This is a genomic window from Zobellella sp. DQSA1 (assembly GCF_041950555.1).
In the GTDB taxonomy this organism is placed as follows: domain Bacteria; phylum Pseudomonadota; class Gammaproteobacteria; order Enterobacterales; family Aeromonadaceae; genus Oceanimonas.
On record NZ_CP169531.1, the window covers coordinates 2,866,709 to 2,888,235 of the forward strand.

The window sequence follows — 21,527 nt, forward strand, 5'->3', positions numbered from 1 at the left end:
ATGTGTTCACCCTTCGCCCCTATCAGCAGGAAGCGGTCGACCGCACCCTGGACTACTTTCGCCGCCACCACGAGCCGGGACTCCTGGTGCTGCCCACCGGCGCCGGCAAGAGCCTGGTGATCGCCGAGCTGGCCCGCCTGGCCCGGGGGCGGGTGCTGGTGCTGGCCCACGTCAAGGAGCTGGTGGAGCAGAACCACACCAAGTACCAGGCCTATGGCCGGGAGGCGGCCATCTTCTCCGCCGGACTCGGCCAAAAGCAGGTTCATACCCAGGTGGTGTTCGGCTCGGTGCAGTCGGTGGCGCGCAACCTGGAGCAGTTCCGCGATTTCAGCCTGGTGATCATCGACGAATGCCACCGGGTGTCGGACGACGATGACAGCCAGTATCTGCAGGTGGTCAACCATCTGCGCCAGGGCAACTCCAGGCTCAAGGTGCTGGGACTCACTGCAACCCCCTACCGGCTGGGGCTGGGCTGGATCTATCAAACCCACTACCATGGCCTGGTACGCAGCCGATCCACACGTTTTTTCCGGCATTGCCTGTTCGAGCTACCGCTGCGGCTGATGATAAAGCAGGGCTACCTGTGCCCGCCCCGACTGGTGGACGCCCCCGTGGTGCACTACGACTTCTCACGACTGTATGAGCAGGGACTCTTTACCGAGCAGGCGCTTGAGCGGGAGCTGGCCCGCCAGCCCAGGGTCACGCCCCATATAGTGGAGCAGGTCCGCGACTATGCCAGCGACCGCGTCGGGATCATGATATTCGCCGCCACCGTACGTCATGCCGCCGAAGTGGCCGGCCTGTTGCCGACCGCGGAAACGGCGCTGATCACCGGTGACACGCCCGGGCCGGAGCGAGACGCCATTATCCGCCGCTTCAAGGCACGGGAGCTGAAGTTCCTGGTCAATGTGTCGGTACTGACCACCGGGTTTGACGCCCCCCATGTAGACCTGATTGCCATACTGCGGCCGACCCAGTCCGTAGCCCTGTACCAGCAAATCATCGGCCGGGGGCTGCGCCAAAGCCCGGGCAAGACCGACTGCCTGGTGCTGGACTACGCCGGCAACAATATGGATATCTTCGCTCCCGAAGTGGGCGAGCCCCGACCGCATCCGGACAGCACCCAGGTGCAGGTGCCCTGCCCCGCCTGCGGTTTCGCCAATATCTTCTGGGGCAGGACGGATGCCGAAGGCCGGGTGCTGGAGCACTTCGGCCGCCGCTGCCAGGGCCTGTTCGAGGACGACGAGGACCATGCCGAGCCCTGCGGCTATCGCTTTCGCTTCAAGTCCTGTCCCCAGTGCCTGGCGGAAAACGACATTGCCGCCCGGGAGTGCGGCGACTGCGGCCACCTGCTGGTGGATCCGGATAAAAAACTCAAGGAAGCCCTGGCCCTCAAGGATGCGCTGGTGCTGCGCTGCGCCGGCCTCAGCCTGGAAGCGGGCTCGGGCAAATATGGTCCCAGCCTCAAGGTCACCTATCACGACGAAGATGGCACCGCCGTCAGCGCCTGGTACCCCTTCGACGACAAGGGCAAACGGGGGCGGTTTTTCAATGACTTTGTGCAGCCTCATTGGCCGGCGCCGGGTCTGGAGCCGAACTTTACGACCCTTGCAGAGGTCTTAGCCTCTGCCGGTCGTTTTCGTCACCCGGATTTTGTGATTGCCCGTCAGCACAAGCGCAGTTGGCAGGTAAAAGAAAAACTGTTCGATTACCAGGGCCGGTACCGACGCGCCCATGAACTGGGGTAGGAACGGGGATTGGGGATTGGGGATTGGGGATTGGGGATTGGGGATTGGGGATTGGCCTATTATCCTGATCGAACTCAGAACAAACACATCCGACATGACAAGAAGAGCACGCTGATGATAAGAAAAGCATTCACCGGTCTGGCCATGCTGCTGGCCCTGGCCTTCGGCAGCCGAGCGGCCACACCGCCGGAACACGGCCAGTCCGCCTGGCTGTTGGCGGATCTCGACAGCGGCCGCATCGAACAGGCCCACAACGCCGAGCTGTTGCTCAAGCCCGCGTCGACCCAGAAGCTGCTCACCACCCTGGCCGGCGCCCTGGCACTGGGGCCGGAGTGGCGTTATGAAACCCGGCTTCGCTACCGGGGCCAGTTGGAGAACGGACTGCTGGTGGGGGATCTCTTGATCGACTTCGTCGGAGATCCCAGCCTGACCCGGGAGCAACTGCGGGATCTGCTGACCCGTGGCGGCGTCCGCCGGGTCAGCGGCAATGTGCTGCTCAACCAGGTACGCTTTACCGGCTACGACCGGGGCAACGGCTGGTCCTGGAACGACTTGAGCGTCTGCTACAGCGCGCCGGTCTCGGCACTGATCCTGGACAGGAACTGTGTCCAGGGCGCGCTCTATGCCCGCCCGGGCCAGCCCGCCCGCGCGACCGTGCCCGCCCATCAACCGGTCGGGGTCAGCGCCGAGGTGGCGGTACTGGCTGAAGCCGAACGCAAACGGCGTTTCTGCGAGCTGGAAGTCGAAATGCGCCCCCCCAATCAATACCACCTGACCGGCTGTATCGGGCCTCGCCAAGATCCCTGGCCCATGCGCTTCGCCATCCAGGATGTGGATGCCTGGGGCGAGCGACTCACGCGTTGGGCCCTTGACCAGGCCGGGATCCGGATATCCGGCGGTATCAGCAGCAGCCGGCTCGACGCCGATGGCTGGCCCGAGCTTGCCAGCCATCGGTCACCACCGTTACGGGAATTGAGCCGGCGTATCCTGGAAAGCTCCGACAACCTCTATGCCGACAGTCTGCTGCGCACCCTGGGAGCCGTCCATTTCAACCAGCCTGGCAGTTTCCGCAACGGAACCCAGGCAGTACGCAACATCCTCAAGGAGCAGGCCGATATCGATCTGGGTCCCTCCTGGCTGGCCGACGGCTCCGGCCTGTCGGCCCACAATCTGCTGCGTGCCGACGACCTGATGGCGGCCCTGCTGGCAATGGCCCGCGACCCAAGGGCCCGGTGGCTGATGCCGCTGCTGCCGGTGAGCGGCGAAAACGGTACCCTCCAGTACCGGAAGAGCGTCATCCAGGCTCCGCTCAAGGGCCGGGTCCAGGCCAAGACCGGCACCATCGCCCATGTGCAGAACCTGGCCGGCTTCATCGATACCGACGATGGCCGACGCAAGGCCTTCGTGCTGCTGCAAAACGGCCTGTCCATCAGTCCGGAGCAGGAGCAACAGCTGGCCCGGGCCGAAGGGGAGTGGCCGGCCCGGCAGTTCGAACGCCAATGGCTGGAAGCGGCGCTGGGCAGTGGTATCATCAGCCAGACCAATCAATAAGTAATGCATTAACGATTTATCTTATGAGGGCCGGGTCTTTATACTGGCCCCGTCAATCAGTCAGGAGAACGCTATGTTTGCTGTGATTTTTGGTCGTCCCGGTTGCCCCTATTGTGTCCGAGCCAAAGAGCTGGCGGAAAAACTGGCCGAGGAACGTGATGATTTCAAGTTCCGCTACGTCGACATTCATGCCGAGGGCATTTCCAAGGAAGATCTGGAAAAAACCGTAGGCAAGCCGGTGCAGACGGTGCCGCAGATTTTTCTCGACCAGCAGCATATCGGCGGTTATACCGACTTCGAAGCCCACGCCAAAGCACATCTGGGGCTGTTCCAATAAAGTATCGGCGGCAGAACATCGGGCGGTGTTCATGCCGCCCGATGTTCTGTGGCAACCGAACATCTGTCAAAAACCGCGTCTGGCCATCTTTTTTCAATAAAACCCCTCGATTACCCCTTTTCATCTTGGTTTCAAAGCCCCATCATGGACGCCATCACTTGTCTGTACTGGCTTGTCTGTTCCCGGATAGCTTCATGCCCCGGCGCGTGGTTTTCATGCCGCCCTGGCGCCTTCCTGATTGTCTGTGACCGTCATGGCCAGTGAATAACCCGAGGCCGTTAACACCCATGTATTCCGTAGAAAAATCCCACAAGCTGGATAACGTCTGTTACGACATTCGCGGGCCTGTCCACAAAGAAGCCCGTCGCCTGGAAGACGAAGGCCACCGCATTCTCAAGCTCAATATCGGCAACCCCGCCCCCTTCGGGTTCGAAGCCCCGGAAGAGCTGCTCAAGGATGCCATTGTGAACATGCCCACCAGCCAGGGCTACTGCGATTCCAAGGGACTGTTTTCGGCACGCAAGGCGGTGATGCAGTATTACCAGCAGAAGGGGCTGCGCACCACCGATCTGGATGATATCTATATCGGCAACGGGGTATCGGAGCTTATCGTGATGTCGATGCAGGCGCTGCTCAACAACGGCGACGAGATCCTGGTGCCCTCGCCCGATTACCCGCTATGGACGGCGGCGGTCACCCTGTCCGGCGGCAAGGCGGTGCACTACCTGTGTGACGAAGGTGCCGGCTGGTACCCGGATCTGGACGATATCAAGGCCAAGATCAGCCCGCGCACCAAGGGCATAGTGCTGATCAACCCCAACAACCCCACCGGCGCCGTGTATGGCAGCGAATTCCTGATGGAAGTCGTGGAGATCGCCCGCCAGAACCGGCTCATCATCTTCGCCGACGAGATCTACGACAAGATCCTGTACGACGATGTCGCCCATCATTCGGTCTGTACTCTCTGTGACGACGTGCTGGTGGCCACCTTTAACGGCCTGTCCAAGAGCTACCGCGCCGCCGGTTTCCGCCAGGGCTGGATGATGCTGAGCGGCCCCAAGCACCAGGCGCGGGACTATATCGAAGGGTTGGAGATGCTCGCCTCCATGCGGCTGTGCGCCAACGTGCCCATGCAGCATTGTATCCAGGCCGCGCTGGGCGGCTACCAGAGTATCAACGAGCTGGTACTGCCCGGCGGCCGCCTGCGCCAGCAGCGGGACATGGCCTGGGAGCTGCTCAACCAGATCCCCGGAGTATCCTGCGTCAAGCCCAAGGGGGCCATCTACATGTTCCCCCGGCTGGATCCCAAGGTGTACGACATCAAGGACGATCAGAAGATGGTGTACGATCTGCTGCTGCAGGAAAAACTGCTGATCGTGCAGGGGACCGGCTTCAACTGGCCCAAACCGGATCACTTCCGCCTGGTGACCCTGCCGCGGGTAGACGATATCGAGGACGCCATCGGCCGTATCGCCCGCTTCCTCAAACATTACCGGCAGTAATGCGGTGACTCGGGATCGGGGCTGGTGATCCCCAGTCCCCAGTCCCCAGCATTTATAGCAGCGGGCTCAGCAGGTAGAACAGGTTTTCCGCCACCCGCTTGCGCAGGGGGCGCTTACGCCACTCCAGCCAGGACAACGGGCTGGCATCGGCCAGATAATCGTCGGCCAGACGCAACAGTTCCCCCATGGCCTGGCCGTCATCCACCAGCAGCGTCATCTCGAAGTTCAGCCACAGGCTGCGCTTGTCCAGGTTGACCGTGCCCACCAGGGCAAACTGGTGATCCACCAGCACGCATTTGGTGTGCAGCAAGCCGGCGGAATACAGGTGGATCTCGACCCCCGCGTGCAGCAACTCGTCGAAGAAGGCATTGCAGGCATGGTTGACCATGAGCGAGTCGTTCCTGGCAGGCAGCACCAGTTGCACTTCCACCCCTCTATCGGCGGCCGAGCAGAGGGCCGCTACCAGAGGATCGTCGGGCACAAAATAAGGAGTGATCAACACCAGCCGCCGCCGGGCCTGATACACGGCGGTCAGCAAGCTTTGCTGAATGGCATCACCACCCATGAAGGGGCCGGATGGCAGCAATTGCAGCTTGAGCTGGTTATCCAGACAGCTGATGGGGTGATACTCCAACTGTTCCAACAACCGTTCACCGGTTTCCATTTCCCAGTCCCACACGAACAGGGACCAGATAATGGGCACTATGGGCCCGCGGATACGCAGCATGATGTCCACCCACTGGCCCACACCGGCCTCCTGTTTGAAGCAGGAGGGATCCACCAGGTTCATGGAACCGGTATAAGCCACATCGTCATCGATCACCACCAGCTTGCGGTGCATACGCAGATCCTGGCGTTCAAACAGCACCCGGAAAGCGCCCACCGGCAGTACCTCCACCACCTTGACTCCCGCCTCCCGCAGCCGCCTGGGCCAGCGGCTGCGAAAAAAGTCGGCGCTGCCCACCGAGTCCAGCAACAGCCGGCAATCCAGTCCCCGTCGGGCCGCATCCATCAGGGCGTAGGCGACCTCGTCCGCCTTCCCCCCGGGATACCAGATGTAGAACTCCAGGTAGCAGGAGCTACGCGCGGCGCGGATATCGGCCTGCATCGCCGCCAGTATTTCCTCCGGCCGCTGCAGTAACGCCATGGCGTTACCGCTCAGCATCGGCATATTGAGCCGGGCCTTGACCAACTCGTAGATGGGGCGGGCCGGGTCACTGACTTCAAAGTTCTGACCGGGAAAGCGGGACACCAGTACGTTGATCCAGTCCGCATAGGGCCGGTACATGGACTTGGCCCGTTCCGCCCGCTTGCGCCCCAGGCGCACCTCACCAAACAGAATGTAGGTGGCCACGCCAAGAATGGGAATGGCGTAGATCAGTGCCAGCCAGGCCAGCGATACCCCTACCGCCCGGCGTTTCATGATGACCCTGATCGTCACCCCTGTCACCAGGCTGGTATGCGCCAGAAACAGCAACCAGCCCAGTAGCGTATAAATATAATCACTCAAAAATGCCTTGCTCCTCTAAAGCAGGACGGTGCAGACTGTCTCTAATGCAGCAATCCCAGACCATGGATATAGGCTTATGAAAATTATACTTTTTTTAATCGCCTTTGGGGTAAGTTGTTTTACCTCGGCACAAACCCTGACCATTACCGAACAACAGCTCAACCAGCAACTCAACCGCCAGCTCGGCAAAGAGTTTCCACTCACCCTGGGAGAATGGCTGTCGGCGGGGATCAAACTGCAGGATCTCAAGGTCGAGCTGGGCCGACGGGAGGCGGACAAGGCCCGCGTTTCCGGACAGGGCATCATCTCGGTCAACCAGGGACAGAACCGGTACCATTGGGACATCAACGGCGATTTCAGTGCCCGCCCCCGCTACGACAGCACGCAGGGTGCCCTTTATCTGGATGAGTTCGAACTGCTCAGCTACCGTTTGAATGAAGACGGCAGTTCGCCCCAGGCCGGCTTCATGCTGCCGATATTACTGCAGGGAGTCGCCGGCTACCTGTCCCAATATCCGGTTTATGTGCTGGATGAGGACGATCCCCTGCAACGCCAGCTGAAAGATCAGGTGCTGAGCCTGGAACTGGCCCCGGGCCGCCTGTCGCTACGCGGCCTGGAGTAAGTCAGTGGCGGACCCGCTCCAGTCCGTCACGGTAGAAGAGCTCGAGCTGGCCCGCCGTCATGGGGGCGGCCAGCAACTGCCCCTGTACCGAGCTGCAGCCATACTGACGCAGGAAATGCATCTGTTCGGCGGTTTCCACCCCGCAGGCCACCGCCTCTATCCCCAGGGTCTGGGACAACAGCAACAACGAGCGGATCACCGACTGATCCAGAGAGTCGAAATGATCGGACAGCAGGCTGCGATCGATCTTAATGCCGTCGATCGGCAACCGTCTGAGTTTGCTGAAACTGATCCGCCCCTCCCCCACGTTGTCGAGATAAACCGCCATGCCGGCGGCCTTGAAGGTCTCCAGCGCCCCCAGCAGGGATTCACTGCGACGCATGATAAAATCGCTGCGCAGCTCCAGGGTAAAATGGCTTGGGCTGACCCCCTGCCGGCGCAGCAGCTCGAGCAACTGCCCGGCCCGATGCTGCTCCAGTTCCAGTCCGCTCAGGTTGATGCTGACCCCGCCCTGCCAGCATCCCTGCTGCTGCCAGCAGCGGTACTGGCGCGCCGCCTCGGTGAACACCCAATCGGCCAGCCGGCACAACAGGCCCGCATCCTTGGCGGCGGGCAGGAAGCGATCCGGATAGAGCACCCCCAACTCCGGGTGGCGCCAGCGCAGCAGGGCTTCGAGGCTGAGCAGTCTATTGGAGCTCAATTCCAGCTTGGGCTGGTATTCCAGAAACAGCTGTTGTCGTTCGATGGCCTGGCGAAACTCCCCCGCCAGCCGGTGCTGTTGCTCCAACCGGGTAAACTGGGCGCTGTCGAACAGACACACCTTGGCGCTGCTGAAGGTCTTGGCCTCGTACATGGCGGTATCCGCGTAACGTAACAGGGTTTCGATTTCCACCCCGTGTTCGGGATAGAGGCTGACCCCGATGCTGGCGCCGACGCTCAGTTCGTACTCCCCGACCAGTACCGGCGCTTCCAGTTGCTCCAGCAGCTGTTCGGCTTTGCGGATCAGCTGTGGAGTTCCAAGCCGGCCTCGCCATACCATCACAAACTCGTCGCCGCCGATGCGGGCCACCAGCTCATTGCCATCGACCTGTGCCAACAGGCGGGCGGCCAGGGCCTTGAGGACCTGATCCCCTACCCCGTGGCCGAAGCTGTCGTTGATGGGTTTGAAGCGATCGAGGTCGATAAACAGCAGCGCCAGTTGCTCCTCTTCCTCCAGTGCCGTCTTGACCTTGCTGAACCAGCTCAGCAGGAAGGTGCGGTTGGTGGTGCCGGTCAGTACATCATGATGTGCCAGGTAGCTGAGCCTGTCCTCCGACTGTTTGAGCCGGCTGATGTCGTCCAGGATCCCAATGATATGACGAACCCGCCCGCGGTGGTCTCTGTGCAGGTGCAGCATCAACCAATGGGTGGCCAGCCGCCCTTCCCGGGTATGGTGCTGAACCTCCCCCTGCCAGTGGCCCTGTCGCTGCAGGCGCTGCCAAATCTGACGATAGTAGCGGCGCTCGTGTAAATCATGGTTGATGTTGGTGATATGACAGCCTTCGATATCCCCGGCATCCAGCTCGCTGAGCCGACAAAAGGCAGGATTGACTCCGACGACCCGGCCCCGGGCGTCCATCACCACTATCCCTTCTCGGGTATACTGCATGATCTGCCGAGCCAGTGTAAGGGAAGTGACGGCCAGCTCCCGCAAGCTGTCCGTGCTGGTCTGATGCAAATCTGTCGGTATTGCCCATAACAAATCGCTGTGGTCCATGTCCGTGCTCTATATAGTTGAATGAATAAGAGTGGCTCCGTTCATTGCCCTTTATTTTTGATATTTATACGTATTTTACGCTGGTTATTTTTCGGGCAACCCTATCATATAGACTCAAATGAAAAATAAAAAGCCCGCATTGCTGCGGGCTTGAAATGCTCGATCCGATTTGGGATCTAGCCGAGGTTTTTACGGGCGTTGCGGAAGATGCGCATCCAGCCGCCGTCCTCGCCCCAGGCCTGTGGGTACCAGGAGTTGGCCACGGTACGGAACACCCGTTCCGGATGCGGCATCATGATGGTGACCCGGCCGTCCTCGCTGGTCAGGCCGGTGATGCCGCTGGCGGAGCCGTTGGGATTGAACGGATAGCGTTCGGTAGCCCGGCCGTGGTTGTCCACGTAGCGCAACGCCACCGTGCCACTGGCCTCGATGGCAGCGAGATCGGCGTTCAGCGGCTGCACCCGCCCTTCACCGTGGGACACCGCGATGGGCAGGCGGGAGCCGGCCATGCCGGACAGGAACAGGCTGGGCGAGTCCTGCACTTCCACCAGACTGAAGCGGGCCTCGAAGCGTTCCGACGTATTGCGCACGAAGTCCGGCCAATGGGCGGCGCCGGGGATCAGCTCCCGCAGCCGGGACAGCATCTGGCAACCGTTGCACACCCCCAGGGCGAAGCTGTCCTGACGGGCGAAGAAAACCTCGAACTGGGCACGCAGCGCCTCGTTGAACAGCACCGACTTGGCCCAGCCGCCACCGGCCCCCAGTACGTCGCCGTAGGAGAAACCGCCGCAAGCCACCAGGCCGGCGAACTCATCCAGGCGGTGACGACCACTCTGCAGATCGCTCATGTGTACGTCGATGGCGCTGAACCCGGCCCGGTCGAAGGCCGCCGCCATTTCCACATGGGAGTTGACGCCCTGCTCGCGCAGTATCGCCATCTTGGGATGCACCCCTTTAGCGATAAAGGGCGCGGCGATGTCTTCTTTCGGATCGAAGCTGAGCGACACCGACAGGCCGGGATCATCGGCGTCCTGCTTGGCCTCGAACTCGGAGCGGGCGCACTCCGGGTTGTCGCGCAGCGCCTGCATGCGGTAGCTGGTCTCGGACCACAGCCGGCGCAGCTCGGTGCGCGGCTGGGCGTAGATTTCCTCGCCGGAAGAGAACAGGCGCAGGCTGTCGTCGTCGTTGAGGCAGCCGATAACATGGCTACAGGCCGCCAAGCCGTGACCGGCCAGGCAGGTGAGCACCGCTTCCTTGTCTTCCCGACGCACCTGCAGCACGGCCCCCAGTTCCTCATTGAACAGGGCCGCCAGCCGATCGGCACCGAGCAGGTCCAACTCGATGTCGAGGCCGGTCCTGCCGGCGAAGGCCATCTCCGCCAGGGTCACGAACAGGCCGCCGTCACCCTTGTCGTGGTAGGCCAACAGCTTGCTTTCCGCCAGCAGTGACTGAATGGCGTAGAAGAAGCCCTTGAGCTGCTCCGGGCTGTCCAGGTCCGCAGGGATGTCGCCCAGTTGGCGGTAGACCTGGGCCAGGGCGGAGGCGCCAAGGCGATTCTTGCCGTTGCCCAGATCCACCAGGATCAGGTCGGTCTCGCCCAGATCGCTGCGCAACCAGGGAGTGACGGTGGCGCGCACGTCATTGACTCGGGCGAAGGCGGAAATCACCAGCGACAGGGGCGCGGTGACCGCCTTGTCTTCGCCGTCCTGCTGCCAACGGGTCTTCATCGACATGGAGTCCTTGCCCACCGGTATGGTCAGCTCCAGCACCGGGCACAGTTCCTCTCCCACCGCCTTGACCGCCTCGTACAGGCCGGCGTCTTCCCCCGGGTGACCGGCGGCGGACATCCAGTTGGCGGACAGCTTGATGTGCTTGAGCTCACCAATATCGGTAGCGGCGATATTGGTAATGGCTTCCGCCACTGCCAGCCGGGCAGAGGCGGCGAAGTCGAGCAGCGCCACCGGGGCCCGCTCCCCCATGGACATGGCTTCACCGGCATAGGTATCGAAGGCGGCGGCGGTCACGGCACAGTCTGCCACCGGCACCTGCCAGGGGCCTACCATCTGATCCCGCGCCACCAGGCCGGTCACGGTCCGGTCGCCGATGGTGATCAGGAAGCCCTTGTCGGCCACGGTCGGCAGGGTCAGCACCCGCTCGGCCGCTTCCTTCAGGTTGATGCCGTGCAGATCCAGGGGCGGGCTCTGATGGCTGGCACGGGTCACATCCCGCTGCATCTTGGGCGGCTTGCCCAGCAGCACGTTGAGTGGCATATCGATGGGTTGATTGTCGAACTCGTTGTCGTGCAGACTCAGGTGCGGCTCGGCAGTGGCTTCACCGATCACCGCGAAGGGGGCCCGCTCCCGACGACAAATAGCTTCGAACTCGGCCAGGCGATCCCCTGCCACCGATAGTACATAGCGCTCCTGGGACTCGTTGCACCAGATTTGCAGCGGGCTCATGCCCGGCTCGTCGTTGGGGATGTTGCGCAGTTCGAAACGACCGCCACGGCCACCGTCGTTGACCAGTTCGGGCATGGCGTTGGACAGGCCGCCCGCCCCCACGTCGTGGATAAACTGGATGGGGTTGTCGTCGGCCATGGCCCAGCAACGGTCGATCACTTCCTGGCAGCGACGTTCCATCTCGGGGTTGTCCCGCTGTACCGAGGCGAAGTCCAGATCCTCGCTGGACTGACCGGAAGCCATGCTGGAAGCGGCACCACCGCCCAGGCCGATGTTCATGGCCGGGCCACCCAGTACCACCAGCTTGGCGCCGATGGTGATCTCGCCCTTCTGCACATGTTCGCCACGAATATTGCCGAGGCCGCCGGCAATCATGATCGGCTTGTGATAGCCGCGCACTTCCTCGCCGTTGAAGCTGGACACCTGCTCCTCGTAGGTACGGAAGTAGCCGAGCAGGGCCGGCCGGCCAAATTCGTTGTTGAAGGCGGCACCGCCCAGGGGGCCGTCGATCATGATGTCGAGCGCGCTGACGATACGTTCGGGCTTGCCGAAGTCCTGCTCCCAGGGGCGATGGTAGCCCGGGATCTTGAGGTTGGATACGCTGAATCCCACCAGGCCTGCCTTCGGCTTGGAGCCACGACCGGTGGCGCCTTCGTCGCGGATTTCGCCACCGGAACCGGTGGCAGCCCCGGCATAGGGGGAAATGGCGGTGGGGTGGTTGTGGGTTTCCACCTTCATCAGGATATGGATGTCTTCCTGATGGTAGAGGTACTCGCCGGACTGAGGGCTGGGAAAGAAACGGCCGGCAGGTGAGCCTGCCATCACGGCCGCATTGTCCTTGTAAGCCGATAGCACATGTTCCGGTACCTGTTCGAAGGTGTTCTTGATCATCTTGAACAGGGACTTGGGCTGCTCGATACCATCGATGGTCCAGTCGGCGTTAAAGATCTTGTGCCGGCAGTGCTCGGAGTTGGCCTGGGCGAACATGTAAAGTTCGATATCGTTGGGATTACGACCGAGCCCGGTAAACCCCTCGTACAGATAATCGATTTCGTCTTCCGCCAGGGCCAGGCCCATACGTTGATTGGCCTCGGCCAGGGCCGCCCGACCACCGGCCAGGATATCCACCGAGGTCACCGGCGCCGGCGCCGATTCGGCAAACAGGCAGGTTGCCGCATCCAGGCTGTCCAGGGTCACTTCGGTCATGCGATCGTGCAGCAACGCCTTGACCGCCAGCAGTTCGCCCGCATCCGGCTCACGCTCGAAACTCAGGTGATAAGCGATACCGCGCTCGATGCGCTTGACCTGGGTCAGGCCGCAGTTGCGGGCAATATCGGTGGCCTTGCTGGACCAGGGGGAAAGGGTGCCGGGGCGGGGGGTGACCAGCACCAGCAGGCTGCCGGCGGGCGGAGTGGTGCCCTGTTCCGGGCTGTCGAGCAGTTGGCCCAGAGTCTGGCGGCTATCGGCCTCGAGGTTGGCGTTCAGCGCGACAAAGTGTACATACTCGGTTTCAACTCCCTGCAGGGGCAGGTTCGACTCCTGGGCACGGCGAACCAGGGCCTGGGTCCTGAAACCGGATAAGGCCGGCGAGCCTCTCAGTATTTCCATAGTGGCAATTCTCAAAGCGTGGGTGAATGGGGGGTTGAGAAATTGGCGGTATTATAGGTTTACGCCCCTGCCCTGTCGACGCCGATTTCCGGTACCTTATTCTGGCCCTGTCGTTGAAAATATCGGCGTTTGCCTGACGAGCCGGTCGAGTTCTGCTATAAAATGTCGGTTGTCATAAATGAGGACTTTCTATTGAGCCGAATTTTGCAGCTTTCCCGACTCCCGCTACTACTCGGCATTCTGATGCTAAGCGGTTGTGACATCAAAGAAAAACAGAGCAACCAGCAATCCCGGATCCAGTCCCGTGGCGAACTGCGGGTCGGCACCCTCTATCATCCCCTCTACTACTTCCTGCGGGACGAGCAGGAAGAAGGACTGGATTACGAGCTGGCCCGGCTGTTTGCCGACAGCCTGGGGGTCGAGCTGACCATGATCCCGGCCTACAGCCTGGACGATCTGTTCGCCCTGCTTGACGCCGGCAAGGTCGACATGCTGGCCGCCGGTCTGACCAGCACCCCCCTGCGCCGTCAGCACTACCGCTTCGGCCCCAGTTATTACGAAGTGGCCCAGACCCTGGTTTACCGCAAGGGAGAACCCCGCCCCACGGCTCCCGAGCAAATTGCAGGCGAGGTTCGCGTACTGGCTGGTTCCAGCCAGGCAGAGTGGCTGCATGCCTTGCAGCAGGAGCTGCCGGAACTGCATTGGGAGACCCGCCGCGATGCCGACGCGGAAGAGCTGCTGCGCCAGGTAGCGGAAGGCCGCACGGCCCATACCCTGGTGGAAGACACCCTGCTGGCCCGCACCCAACGCTACTACCCCAATGTGGAAGCCGCCTTTGCCCTGAGCGATCCCCAGCCGGTAGCCTGGGTCATCGACCGGCGCGACGACGACAGCCTGCTCGGGCGGATGCTGGCCTTTTTCCACGAACAGCAGCAGGCCGGAGCCCTGACCCGGCTGAACGAGAAATACTTCGGCCATGTACAGGATTTCGATTACGTCGACACCCGCACCTTCCTGCGCCGGGTCGAAGATCTGCTGCCCCGCTATCAGCCGCTGTTCGAGCATTATGCCGGCGAACTGGACTGGCGCCTGCTGGCGGCCATCAGCTATCAGGAATCCCACTGGGACCCGCAGGCCCGCTCCTACACCGGGGTACGCGGCATGATGATGCTGACCGAAGATACCGCCAGGCAGGTGGGGGTGGATGACCGGCTGGATCCGGAGCAGAGCATTCGCGGTGGCGCTCACTACCTGGCCTCGCTGATGACCCGTCTGCCAGACGCCATTCCCGAGGACGAGCGGGTCTGGTTCGCGCTGGCCGCCTATAACCTGGGCCTGGGCCATGTGCTGGACGTGCGGCGGCTGACCAGGATCAAGGAACAGGATCCCAACTCCTGGGCCCAGGTCAAGGAGAACCTGCCTCTGTTGCACCAGCCTCAGTGGCACAGCAAAACCCGTTATGGTTATGCCCGCGGCCGGGAAGCCCAGAAGTTCGTCAACAACGTACGTCAGTACTACCAGAGCCTGCTGTGGCTCAATACCCCCACCACCGACACCGGCCTGACCGCGGCCCAGCGCGAGAGCCCGGCGGCAGTTCCGGAATTTTAACCGGAATGTCACTTTACCCGGGCATCGCAACCTGATATCTAGTGCAATAGCACAGCATCATTTTGCTGAGCAGGCTTGGTAAAGAGGAACACACTATGTTGAAACGAAAGCGCGCCTTGTTGAAGCAGCGCAAAGCGGCCGGCTGTTCGCCCCGCCGCAAAATATTGTTGCAGGATCTCCGCCGCAAGATATTGCGACGCAATAGTACCTATTTTCTGACCCAGGTCACCGCCGAGTAACGTCCCGCCCCTCGCCCTGGCCCAGGCGGGCGGGGATGCCTATTTCAACGTACCGTGATCACACCGCATTTGGCGCTATGGGTCACCTTGTGGGAAATACTGCCCATCACCAGGCCGGCCAGGTTGCCGAGTCCACGGCTGCCCAACACTATCACCTCGACCCCCAACGCCTCGGCCATGCGAATGATGGTACGAGCCGGCTCCCCCTGGGCCACATGGGTCTGCACTCGCTTGACGCCCAATACCCTGGCCTGCTCGGCGGCCCGTTCTATGACCTTCCTTCCCGCCTCCTCCAGCTCCTTGCGTCCGGCCTCGATAGACACGGCGCCGATGCCCCACACCAGGGTGGCGTCGTGGGACAGCATCTCGGGTACGTGCAGGATATGCAGGCTGGCATCGTCCTGGCCGGCCAGGTAGGAAGCCAGCTCCAGCGCTTTCTTGCCGTGTTCCGATCCGTCCACGGCCACCAACAGTGATTGATACATCGCTCCTCTCCTTACCGACACGCCGCCTCGGCGGCACCAGTATTCATCCTAGACCAGAACTAAATAGCTGTTCCGGATGGTAGACCACGGGCGGTGTACCGCTAAGCAGGCCCTCCGCCCCAGGGATGGATTCACGGCGTGTCTGCGTGCGGTGCCCGGTCGGTGTAGCACCACTAGGATCAGTTATTTAGAGGCGGCTCCTGATCCGGATCGATAAGCGGCGGCGGTAAAGAAAAACGCCGGCATGGCCGGCGTCAGGTTCAGGATTTTTTCTTGATGAATTTCATCAACCGCTTGCGCTTGCGCAACTGCGTGTCGGTCAGCTTGTTCTTGAGACCGGCGTAAGGGTTGTCCCCTTCCTGGAACTCCACCCGGATGGGGGTGCCCATGATCTGCAGGGAACGACGGAAATAGTTGATCAGGTACCGCTTGTAGGAGTCGGGCAAATCCTTGACCTGGTTGCCATGTACGATAATCCGGGGCGGATTGTAACCACCGGCATGGGCATACTTGAGCTTGACTCGCCGGCCGCGCACCAGCGGCGGCTGGTGATCGTCCTGGGCCATCTGCATAATGCGGGTCAGCATGGAGGTATTCACCCGCTTGGTGGCCGACTGATAGGCTTCCACCACCGAACCGAACAGGTTGCCCACGCCGCTGCCGTGCAGGGCCGAAATAAAGTGCAGGCGGGCAAAGTCGATAAAACCCAGGCGCCGGTCCAGCTCGCGCTTGATATCGTCTTTCACGTCCTGGCTCAGGCCGTCCCACTTGTTGACCGCGACGACGATGCTGCGCCCGGCGTTGAGGACAAAGCCGAGCAGACTCAGATCCTGATCGGAAATGCCTTCCCGTGCATCCAGCACCAGCAATACCACGTTGGCATCTTCGATGGCCTTGAGGGTCTTGATTACCGAGAATTTTTCAACGGTCTCGTGGACCTTGCCGCGACGACGCACCCCGGCGGTATCGATCAGGATAAAGTCCCGCTCATCTCGCTGCATGGGGATATAGATGGAGTCGCGGGTGGTGCCGGGCATATCGTACACCACCACCCTGTCCTCACCCAGGATACGGTTGGTAAGGGTAGACTTGCCGACATTGGGGCGTCCCACTATGGCCAGCTTGATCGGCAGATCCTCGAACGGCACCGCCTCTTCTTCCTCAAGCTTGTCCATGGCCTCCATCGCATCGGCGAGGCCCAGTCCGTCGAAATCGAACTCCTCTTCCGACTGCTCGTCCGCCTCACTTTCGGCCTCGTGACGCGCCGCGTTCAGCGCTTCCAATTGCGGTGCCAGCGCCGTTTCCAGCAGGCTCAGCACGCCACGACCATGGGCGGCGGCAATCTGATAGATGTCGCCCAGCCCCAACAGGTAAAACTCGCTTACGGCCGAGTCTGCGTCGATGCCGTCGGTCTTGTTGGCCACCAGCAGGGTCTTCTTCTCGCAGCGACGCAGGTGTTCGGCGATGGCTTCGTCGGCCACCGTCAGGCCGGCCCGGGCATCCACCATAAACAATACCACGTCGGCTTCGTCTATGGCCGCCAGGGACTGCTCGGCCATCTTCAGCTCGATACCTTCCTCGCTGCCGTCGATACCGCCGGTATCGACCACGATGAATTCCAGCTCCCCTATCTTGGCCTGGCCATATTTACGGTCGCGGGTCAGCCCGGGAAAATCCGCCACCAGGGCATCCCGGGTCCGAGTCAGTCGGTTAAACAGAGTGGATTTACCCACATTGGGGCGGCCCACCAGAGCCACTACAGGCATCATAAACACATTCTCCAAAAAACAATAACGGCTCCTGATCCGGGATCAGGAGCCGGTGGTGCCGTTACCCGCCGGGATCAGGGTTGGCCGATGGCCACCAGATCGCCGCTGCGGCTTTGCACATAGAGGGTATCGCCGGCCACGACGGGCGCCACATAAAGACCCTTGCTGTCGATACGCTGTAATGACTTGAGCACACCGCTCTGCCGATCCAGCCAGTACAGGTAGCCCTCGCCATCGCCCACCACCAGATAGTCACCGAATACGGCCGGAGCGGTCAGTTGGCGATTTTCCAGTTCGGTATTGGACCACAGTTCCATGCCGCTACGCGCATCCACCGCAAACAGATGGCTACGGCTGTCACTGATATAAAGCTGGCGACCATCGGTGCTCAGATCCCGCGAGCCCTGGTATTGGCGCTTCCACAGCTCTTGCCCGGAAATCAGCTGATGGGCGGTCAGTTGGCCATTATAAGCGATAGCAAACAGGATATCGCCCAGAATCACCGGACGGGACGCCACATCCACCATCCGCTCCAGTTCGGTCGCCCCGCGGGGGCTGGCAATACGGGTATCGCGCACCGGCTGACCATTGGCCAACAGGGCAATGCCCAGTCGCCCGTCGGCACGGCCATAGAGCACGGCGCCACCGGCGGTGACCGGAGTGGACATGCTGCGCAGGGTCAGGCTGGGTTGTTCATTGCGCAACAACCACTGGGGCTCACCACTGGCAGAGTCCAAGGCCACCAGGTTGCCGGCACTGGTATGCACCACCACCTTGCCTTCATCCACTGCCGGCGCCGCCAGCACCTCGCCGGGAACCTCTCGGGTCCAGAGCACCTCGCCATCGGCCTGGGATACCGCATAGACGATACCGTTCTCGGAGCCGAAATAAAGGTTGCCGTAGGCGGCGCTCAGGCCGCCGGAAATACGCGGGCTGCGCTGGTTTTTATTGATATCCAGCTTATCCAGCCGGGTTTGCCACAGCCGCTTGCCGCCATTGCGGTCGTAGGCCGCCAGAACGCCATCGCGTGAGGCGGCAAAGAGCCGCTCGCCTTCGGCAGCAGGACTCAATTGGGAATAAAAATCACCTACACCCTTGCCGACTGAAGCAGACCAAAGGGACTTCGCATTAAACGCATTGCTGATCTCGGGCAGCGGATTCGCCGGAGATAGCACTTCCTGGCTGGAGCAGCCGGCCAGTCCCAGCCCCAGCACCAGGGGCAACATCCGGATAAAGTGTTTAGCCATGATTATTCCTCATCGCCCGGTTCAACGGATACTGCCAGATGATCAAGCTTGAGCTGCAGGCCGGGATTATCGCTGGCGCCTCCGGCATCCAGCGCCGCCCGATAGGCGTCACGGGCCGCGTCACGACGGTCCTGGGCAAGGAAAAGATCACCCTGAATTTCACTGCGCAGGGCCGCAAAGGCTTCCCCTTTCACCTCATCGAGACGGGCCTGGGCCGCCGCCAGCTCATTCCGGGCCAGCAGCACCCGGACCAGCCGCAGGCGGATGGTGTCGCCAAGGGCGGCGTCTTTGGTTCCAGCCAGGGCCAGTTCCAACTGCTGCTGTGCCAGCACCAGTTCGTTGGCCCTGACCGCTTCTCCGGCCAGCAACAACGCCGCCAGCTCGCCATAGTTGTTGCCCTTGTTCTGCTCGACGAAGGCGCTCGCCTCGGCAAAAGCGGCACTGCCCTGAGCGGCCAGCCGCTGGCTGATTTGTTCGAAGGCTTCGGCCCCGGCCGAGCGGGTTTCTATCTGGTGGCTCTGGTAATAACGCCACCCGAACAGCCCTCCCAGGCCGATGACGGACCCCAGGATGATCGCCTTGCCGTACTCCTGCCACCACCGTTTAAGGGCATCCAGTTGTTGTTCTTCGGTGTTGTAAATATCCACTCAGATCCCCTCTCGCTTGAGCTTTGCCATGATTTCATCCAGAGCCAGGGTCTGCTGCTCGCCCTGCCCGCGCAAATACTTTACCGTCACCTCTCCCCGGGCGATTTCCTCCTCGCCCAGGATCAGGGCGATGCTGGCACCGCTCTTGTCGGCGCGCTTGAGCTGCTTCTTGAAATTGCCGCCACCGCAATGGCTCATCACCCGCAGGTCAGGCAACTCATCACGCAACCGCTCCGACAGCGCAAAGCCCGCCGCCTGGGCGCCCTCGCCCGCCGCCGCCACATAGACGTCGGCCAGGGCCGGCTGTGGTTCAACCAGCTCCAGCGTCTCCAGCAACAGCACCAGCCGTTCCATCCCCATGGCAAAACCCACCGCCGGAGTGGCCTGGCCGCCCAGCTGCTCCACCAGGCCGTCGTAGCGGCCACCACCGCAGACGGTGCCCTGGGCCCCCAGACTCTCGGTCACCCATTCGAATACGGTGAGGTTGTAGTAATCCAGACCACGTACCAGGCGGGAATTGAGTTCAAAGTCGATGCCGGCGGCAGTCAACAACGCCTGGAGCCCGTCGAAATGGGCCCGGGTTTGCTCACCAAAATAATCGCTGAGCACGGGTGCATCCGCGAGCAACGCCTGCACCTCGGGGTTTTTGCTGTCCAGTACCCGCAACGGATTGGTATACATGCGCCGACGACAGTCTTCATCCAGCCGCTCCTGATGCTGCTCCAGGTAAGCCACCAGGGCTTCACGGTATTGTACCCGTTCCTCGGGAGCACCCAGGCTGTTCAGTTGCAGGGTAAGGTGCTCGTTCACTCCCAGGGTTTTCCACAGCCGAGCGGTGAGCATGATCAGTTCGGCATCGATATCCGGGCCCTGCAGACCGAACACCTCGACCCCGAACTGATGAAACTGGCGATAACGCCCCTTTTGCGGGCGCTCGTAGCGGAACATGGGCCCCATATACCACATCCGCCGTTCCTGGTTGTAAAGCAGGCCGTGTTCAATACCAGCGCGTACACAACCGGCGGTGCCTTCAGGGCGCAAGGTCAGGCTGTCGCCATTGCGATCATCGAAGGTATACATTTCCTTTTCGACCACGTCGGTCACTTCACCGATGGCGCGTTTGAACAGCCCGGTTACCTCCATGACAGGCATGCGGATTTCCGAGTAACCATAGACACTCATGGTGTGCCGGAGCACACTTTCCGCCTGTTGCCAGGCCGGGGTCTGCTCCGGCAGGCAGTCGTTCATTCCACGAATTGCTTGAATTTGTTTGGCCACAAAAATATCTCTGTATTAGCTGCTAAAGGTAACCTGGGGGCTATTCCTTGTCCTGTACCGGAATGCGGGCGGCGGGATCCAACCTCGCCACCTTGGCGCGGATCCGGGCCTCCAACACGTCGATCAGCGCGGTGTTATCGAGCCGGTCAACCCGCTCGCCGTCTTCGTAGAAAGCACTTTTGCGTTGGGCCCCGGCCAGACCCAGATCGGAGATCAGCGCCTCACCCGGCCCGTTCACCACACAGCCGATAATGGACACGTCCATGGGGGTGACGATGTCTTCCAGCCGGCTTTCCAGGGCATTGACGGTGCCAATCACATCGAACTCCTGGCGTGAGCAGGAAGGACAGGCGATGAAGTTGATGCCCCGGGAGCGGATGCGCAGAGACTTGAGGATGTCGAAGCCGACCTTGACCTCTTCCACCGGATCGGCAGCCAGGGAAACCCGCAGGGTATCGCCTATCCCCTCGGCCAACAGCATGCCGAGCCCGATGGCCGACTTGACCGCCCCACTGCGAAAACCACCGGCTTCGGTGATGCCAAGGTGCAGGGGCTGTTCGATTTGCCGAGCCAGTTCCCGGTAGGCGCCCACCGCCAGGAACACATCGGAAGCCTTGACGCTGACCTTGAACTGATCGAAGTTGAGCCGGTCCAGAATATCCACATGGCGCAAGGCCGACTCCACCAGTGCCGCCGGCGTGGGCTCACCGTATTTTTCCTGCAGATCCTTTTCCAGGGAGCCACCGTTGACGCCGATACGGATGGGAATTCCCTTGTCACGAGCACAATCCACCACCGCCCGCACCCGGTCTTCCCGGCCGATATTACCCGGGTTGATGCGCAGGCAGTCGGCACCGTATTCGGCCACCTGCAGGGCGATGCGATAGTCGAAGTGGATATCCGCCACCAGCGGCATGGCGGTACCGGCCCGGATGGCCTTGAACGCCTCGGCGGCTTCCATGGTGGGTACCGAGACCCGCACTATGTCGGCCCCCGCTTTTTCCACCGCGCGGATCTGGGCGAGGGTCGCCGCCACATCCGTGGTCAGGGTATTGGTCATGGTCTGCACACTGATGGGGGCGTCGCCCCCTACCAGCACTGAGCCGACGCGAATTTGCCTGGATGGACGACGAACTATGGGAGAGTCGTATTGAGACATCA

At 61.6% G+C, this 21,527-nt stretch carries 16 protein-coding genes; 7 read left to right on the forward strand and 9 right to left on the reverse strand.

The window, feature by feature from the left end:
• Window positions 1–2 precede the first annotated feature (2 nt).
• The 4 genes from ACEVBK_RS13810 (at window position 3) to ACEVBK_RS13825 (ending at window position 5,138) form a co-directional block, all read left to right on the forward strand.
• Entirely contained in the window at window positions 3–1,748 is a 1,746-nt protein-coding gene (locus tag ACEVBK_RS13810) for a DEAD/DEAH box helicase (RefSeq protein ID WP_375055499.1), read from the forward strand.
• Between the two features lie 114 nt (window positions 1,749–1,862).
• Complete coding sequence (dacB, locus tag ACEVBK_RS13815) at window positions 1,863–3,299, forward strand: D-alanyl-D-alanine carboxypeptidase/D-alanyl-D-alanine-endopeptidase (RefSeq protein ID WP_375055500.1); 1,437 nt, start codon at window positions 1,863–1,865, stop codon at window positions 3,297–3,299.
• Between the two features lie 73 nt (window positions 3,300–3,372).
• Window positions 3,373–3,636, forward strand: coding sequence for a GrxA family glutaredoxin (locus tag ACEVBK_RS13820; RefSeq protein WP_375055501.1), 264 nt, complete (start codon window positions 3,373–3,375; stop codon window positions 3,634–3,636).
• A 287-nt stretch (window positions 3,637–3,923) separates the two neighbouring features.
• On the forward strand, window positions 3,924–5,138 hold the full coding sequence (locus tag ACEVBK_RS13825; RefSeq protein WP_375055502.1) for a pyridoxal phosphate-dependent aminotransferase: 1,215 nt from the start codon (window positions 3,924–3,926) through the stop codon (window positions 5,136–5,138).
• Between the two features lie 52 nt (window positions 5,139–5,190).
• Here ACEVBK_RS13825 and cls read toward each other — a convergent pair whose 3' ends face one another.
• On the reverse strand, window positions 5,191–6,648 hold the full coding sequence (cls, locus tag ACEVBK_RS13830) for a cardiolipin synthase (RefSeq protein WP_375055503.1): 1,458 nt from the start codon (window positions 6,646–6,648) through the stop codon (window positions 5,191–5,193).
• A 76-nt stretch (window positions 6,649–6,724) separates the two neighbouring features.
• Here cls and ACEVBK_RS13835 point away from each other — a divergent pair, with 76 nt between their 5' ends.
• Window positions 6,725–7,270, forward strand: coding sequence for a DUF1439 domain-containing protein (locus ACEVBK_RS13835; protein ID WP_375055504.1), 546 nt, complete (start codon window positions 6,725–6,727; stop codon window positions 7,268–7,270).
• Between the two features lies 1 nt (window position 7,271).
• Here ACEVBK_RS13835 and ACEVBK_RS13840 read toward each other — a convergent pair whose 3' ends face one another.
• Together ACEVBK_RS13840 and purL are read right to left on the reverse strand one after the other, a co-directional pair.
• Complete coding sequence (locus ACEVBK_RS13840) at window positions 7,272–9,026, reverse strand: putative bifunctional diguanylate cyclase/phosphodiesterase (protein WP_375055505.1); 1,755 nt, start codon at window positions 9,024–9,026, stop codon at window positions 7,272–7,274.
• Window positions 9,027–9,202: 176 nt separating this feature from the next.
• Window positions 9,203–13,093 (reverse strand): phosphoribosylformylglycinamidine synthase, encoded by a 3,891-nt coding sequence (gene purL / locus ACEVBK_RS13845; RefSeq protein WP_375055506.1) that lies wholly within the window; start codon window positions 13,091–13,093, stop codon window positions 9,203–9,205.
• Between the two features lie 192 nt (window positions 13,094–13,285).
• Here purL and mltF point away from each other — a divergent pair, with 192 nt between their 5' ends.
• Together mltF and ACEVBK_RS13855 are read left to right on the forward strand one after the other, a co-directional pair.
• Entirely contained in the window at window positions 13,286–14,701 is a 1,416-nt protein-coding gene (gene mltF / locus ACEVBK_RS13850; RefSeq protein ID WP_375055507.1) for a membrane-bound lytic murein transglycosylase MltF, read from the forward strand.
• A 95-nt stretch (window positions 14,702–14,796) separates the two neighbouring features.
• Window positions 14,797–14,940 carry a hypothetical protein gene (locus ACEVBK_RS13855; protein WP_375055508.1) on the forward strand — a complete coding sequence of 48 codons (144 nt, stop codon included), beginning with the start codon at window positions 14,797–14,799 and terminating at the stop codon, window positions 14,938–14,940.
• 44 nt (window positions 14,941–14,984) lie between these two features.
• Here the strand turns inward: ACEVBK_RS13855 and ACEVBK_RS13860 are convergent, their stop codons facing one another.
• From ACEVBK_RS13860 to ispG, 6 genes are all read right to left on the reverse strand, one after another.
• Window positions 14,985–15,425 carry a universal stress protein gene (locus ACEVBK_RS13860; protein WP_375055509.1) on the reverse strand — a complete coding sequence of 147 codons (441 nt, stop codon included), beginning with the start codon at window positions 15,423–15,425 and terminating at the stop codon, window positions 14,985–14,987.
• A gap of 260 nt (window positions 15,426–15,685) precedes the next feature.
• Window positions 15,686–17,194: a ribosome biogenesis GTPase Der gene (gene der, locus ACEVBK_RS13865; RefSeq protein WP_375055510.1), complete on the reverse strand. Its 1,509-nt coding sequence runs from the start codon at window positions 17,192–17,194 to the stop codon at window positions 15,686–15,688.
• 74 nt (window positions 17,195–17,268) lie between these two features.
• Window positions 17,269–18,441 (reverse strand): outer membrane protein assembly factor BamB, encoded by a 1,173-nt coding sequence (gene bamB / locus ACEVBK_RS13870; protein WP_375055511.1) that lies wholly within the window; start codon window positions 18,439–18,441, stop codon window positions 17,269–17,271.
• 2 nt (window positions 18,442–18,443) lie between these two features.
• Window positions 18,444–19,088, reverse strand: coding sequence for a YfgM family protein (locus ACEVBK_RS13875; protein WP_375055512.1), 645 nt, complete (start codon window positions 19,086–19,088; stop codon window positions 18,444–18,446).
• A complete protein-coding gene (gene hisS, locus ACEVBK_RS13880) occupies window positions 19,089–20,366 on the reverse strand; it encodes a histidine--tRNA ligase (protein WP_375055513.1) in 1,278 nt (425 codons plus the stop codon).
• 40 nt (window positions 20,367–20,406) lie between these two features.
• Window positions 20,407–21,525: a flavodoxin-dependent (E)-4-hydroxy-3-methylbut-2-enyl-diphosphate synthase gene (ispG, locus tag ACEVBK_RS13885; RefSeq protein ID WP_375058578.1), complete on the reverse strand. Its 1,119-nt coding sequence runs from the start codon at window positions 21,523–21,525 to the stop codon at window positions 20,407–20,409.
• Window positions 21,526–21,527 lie beyond the last annotated feature (2 nt).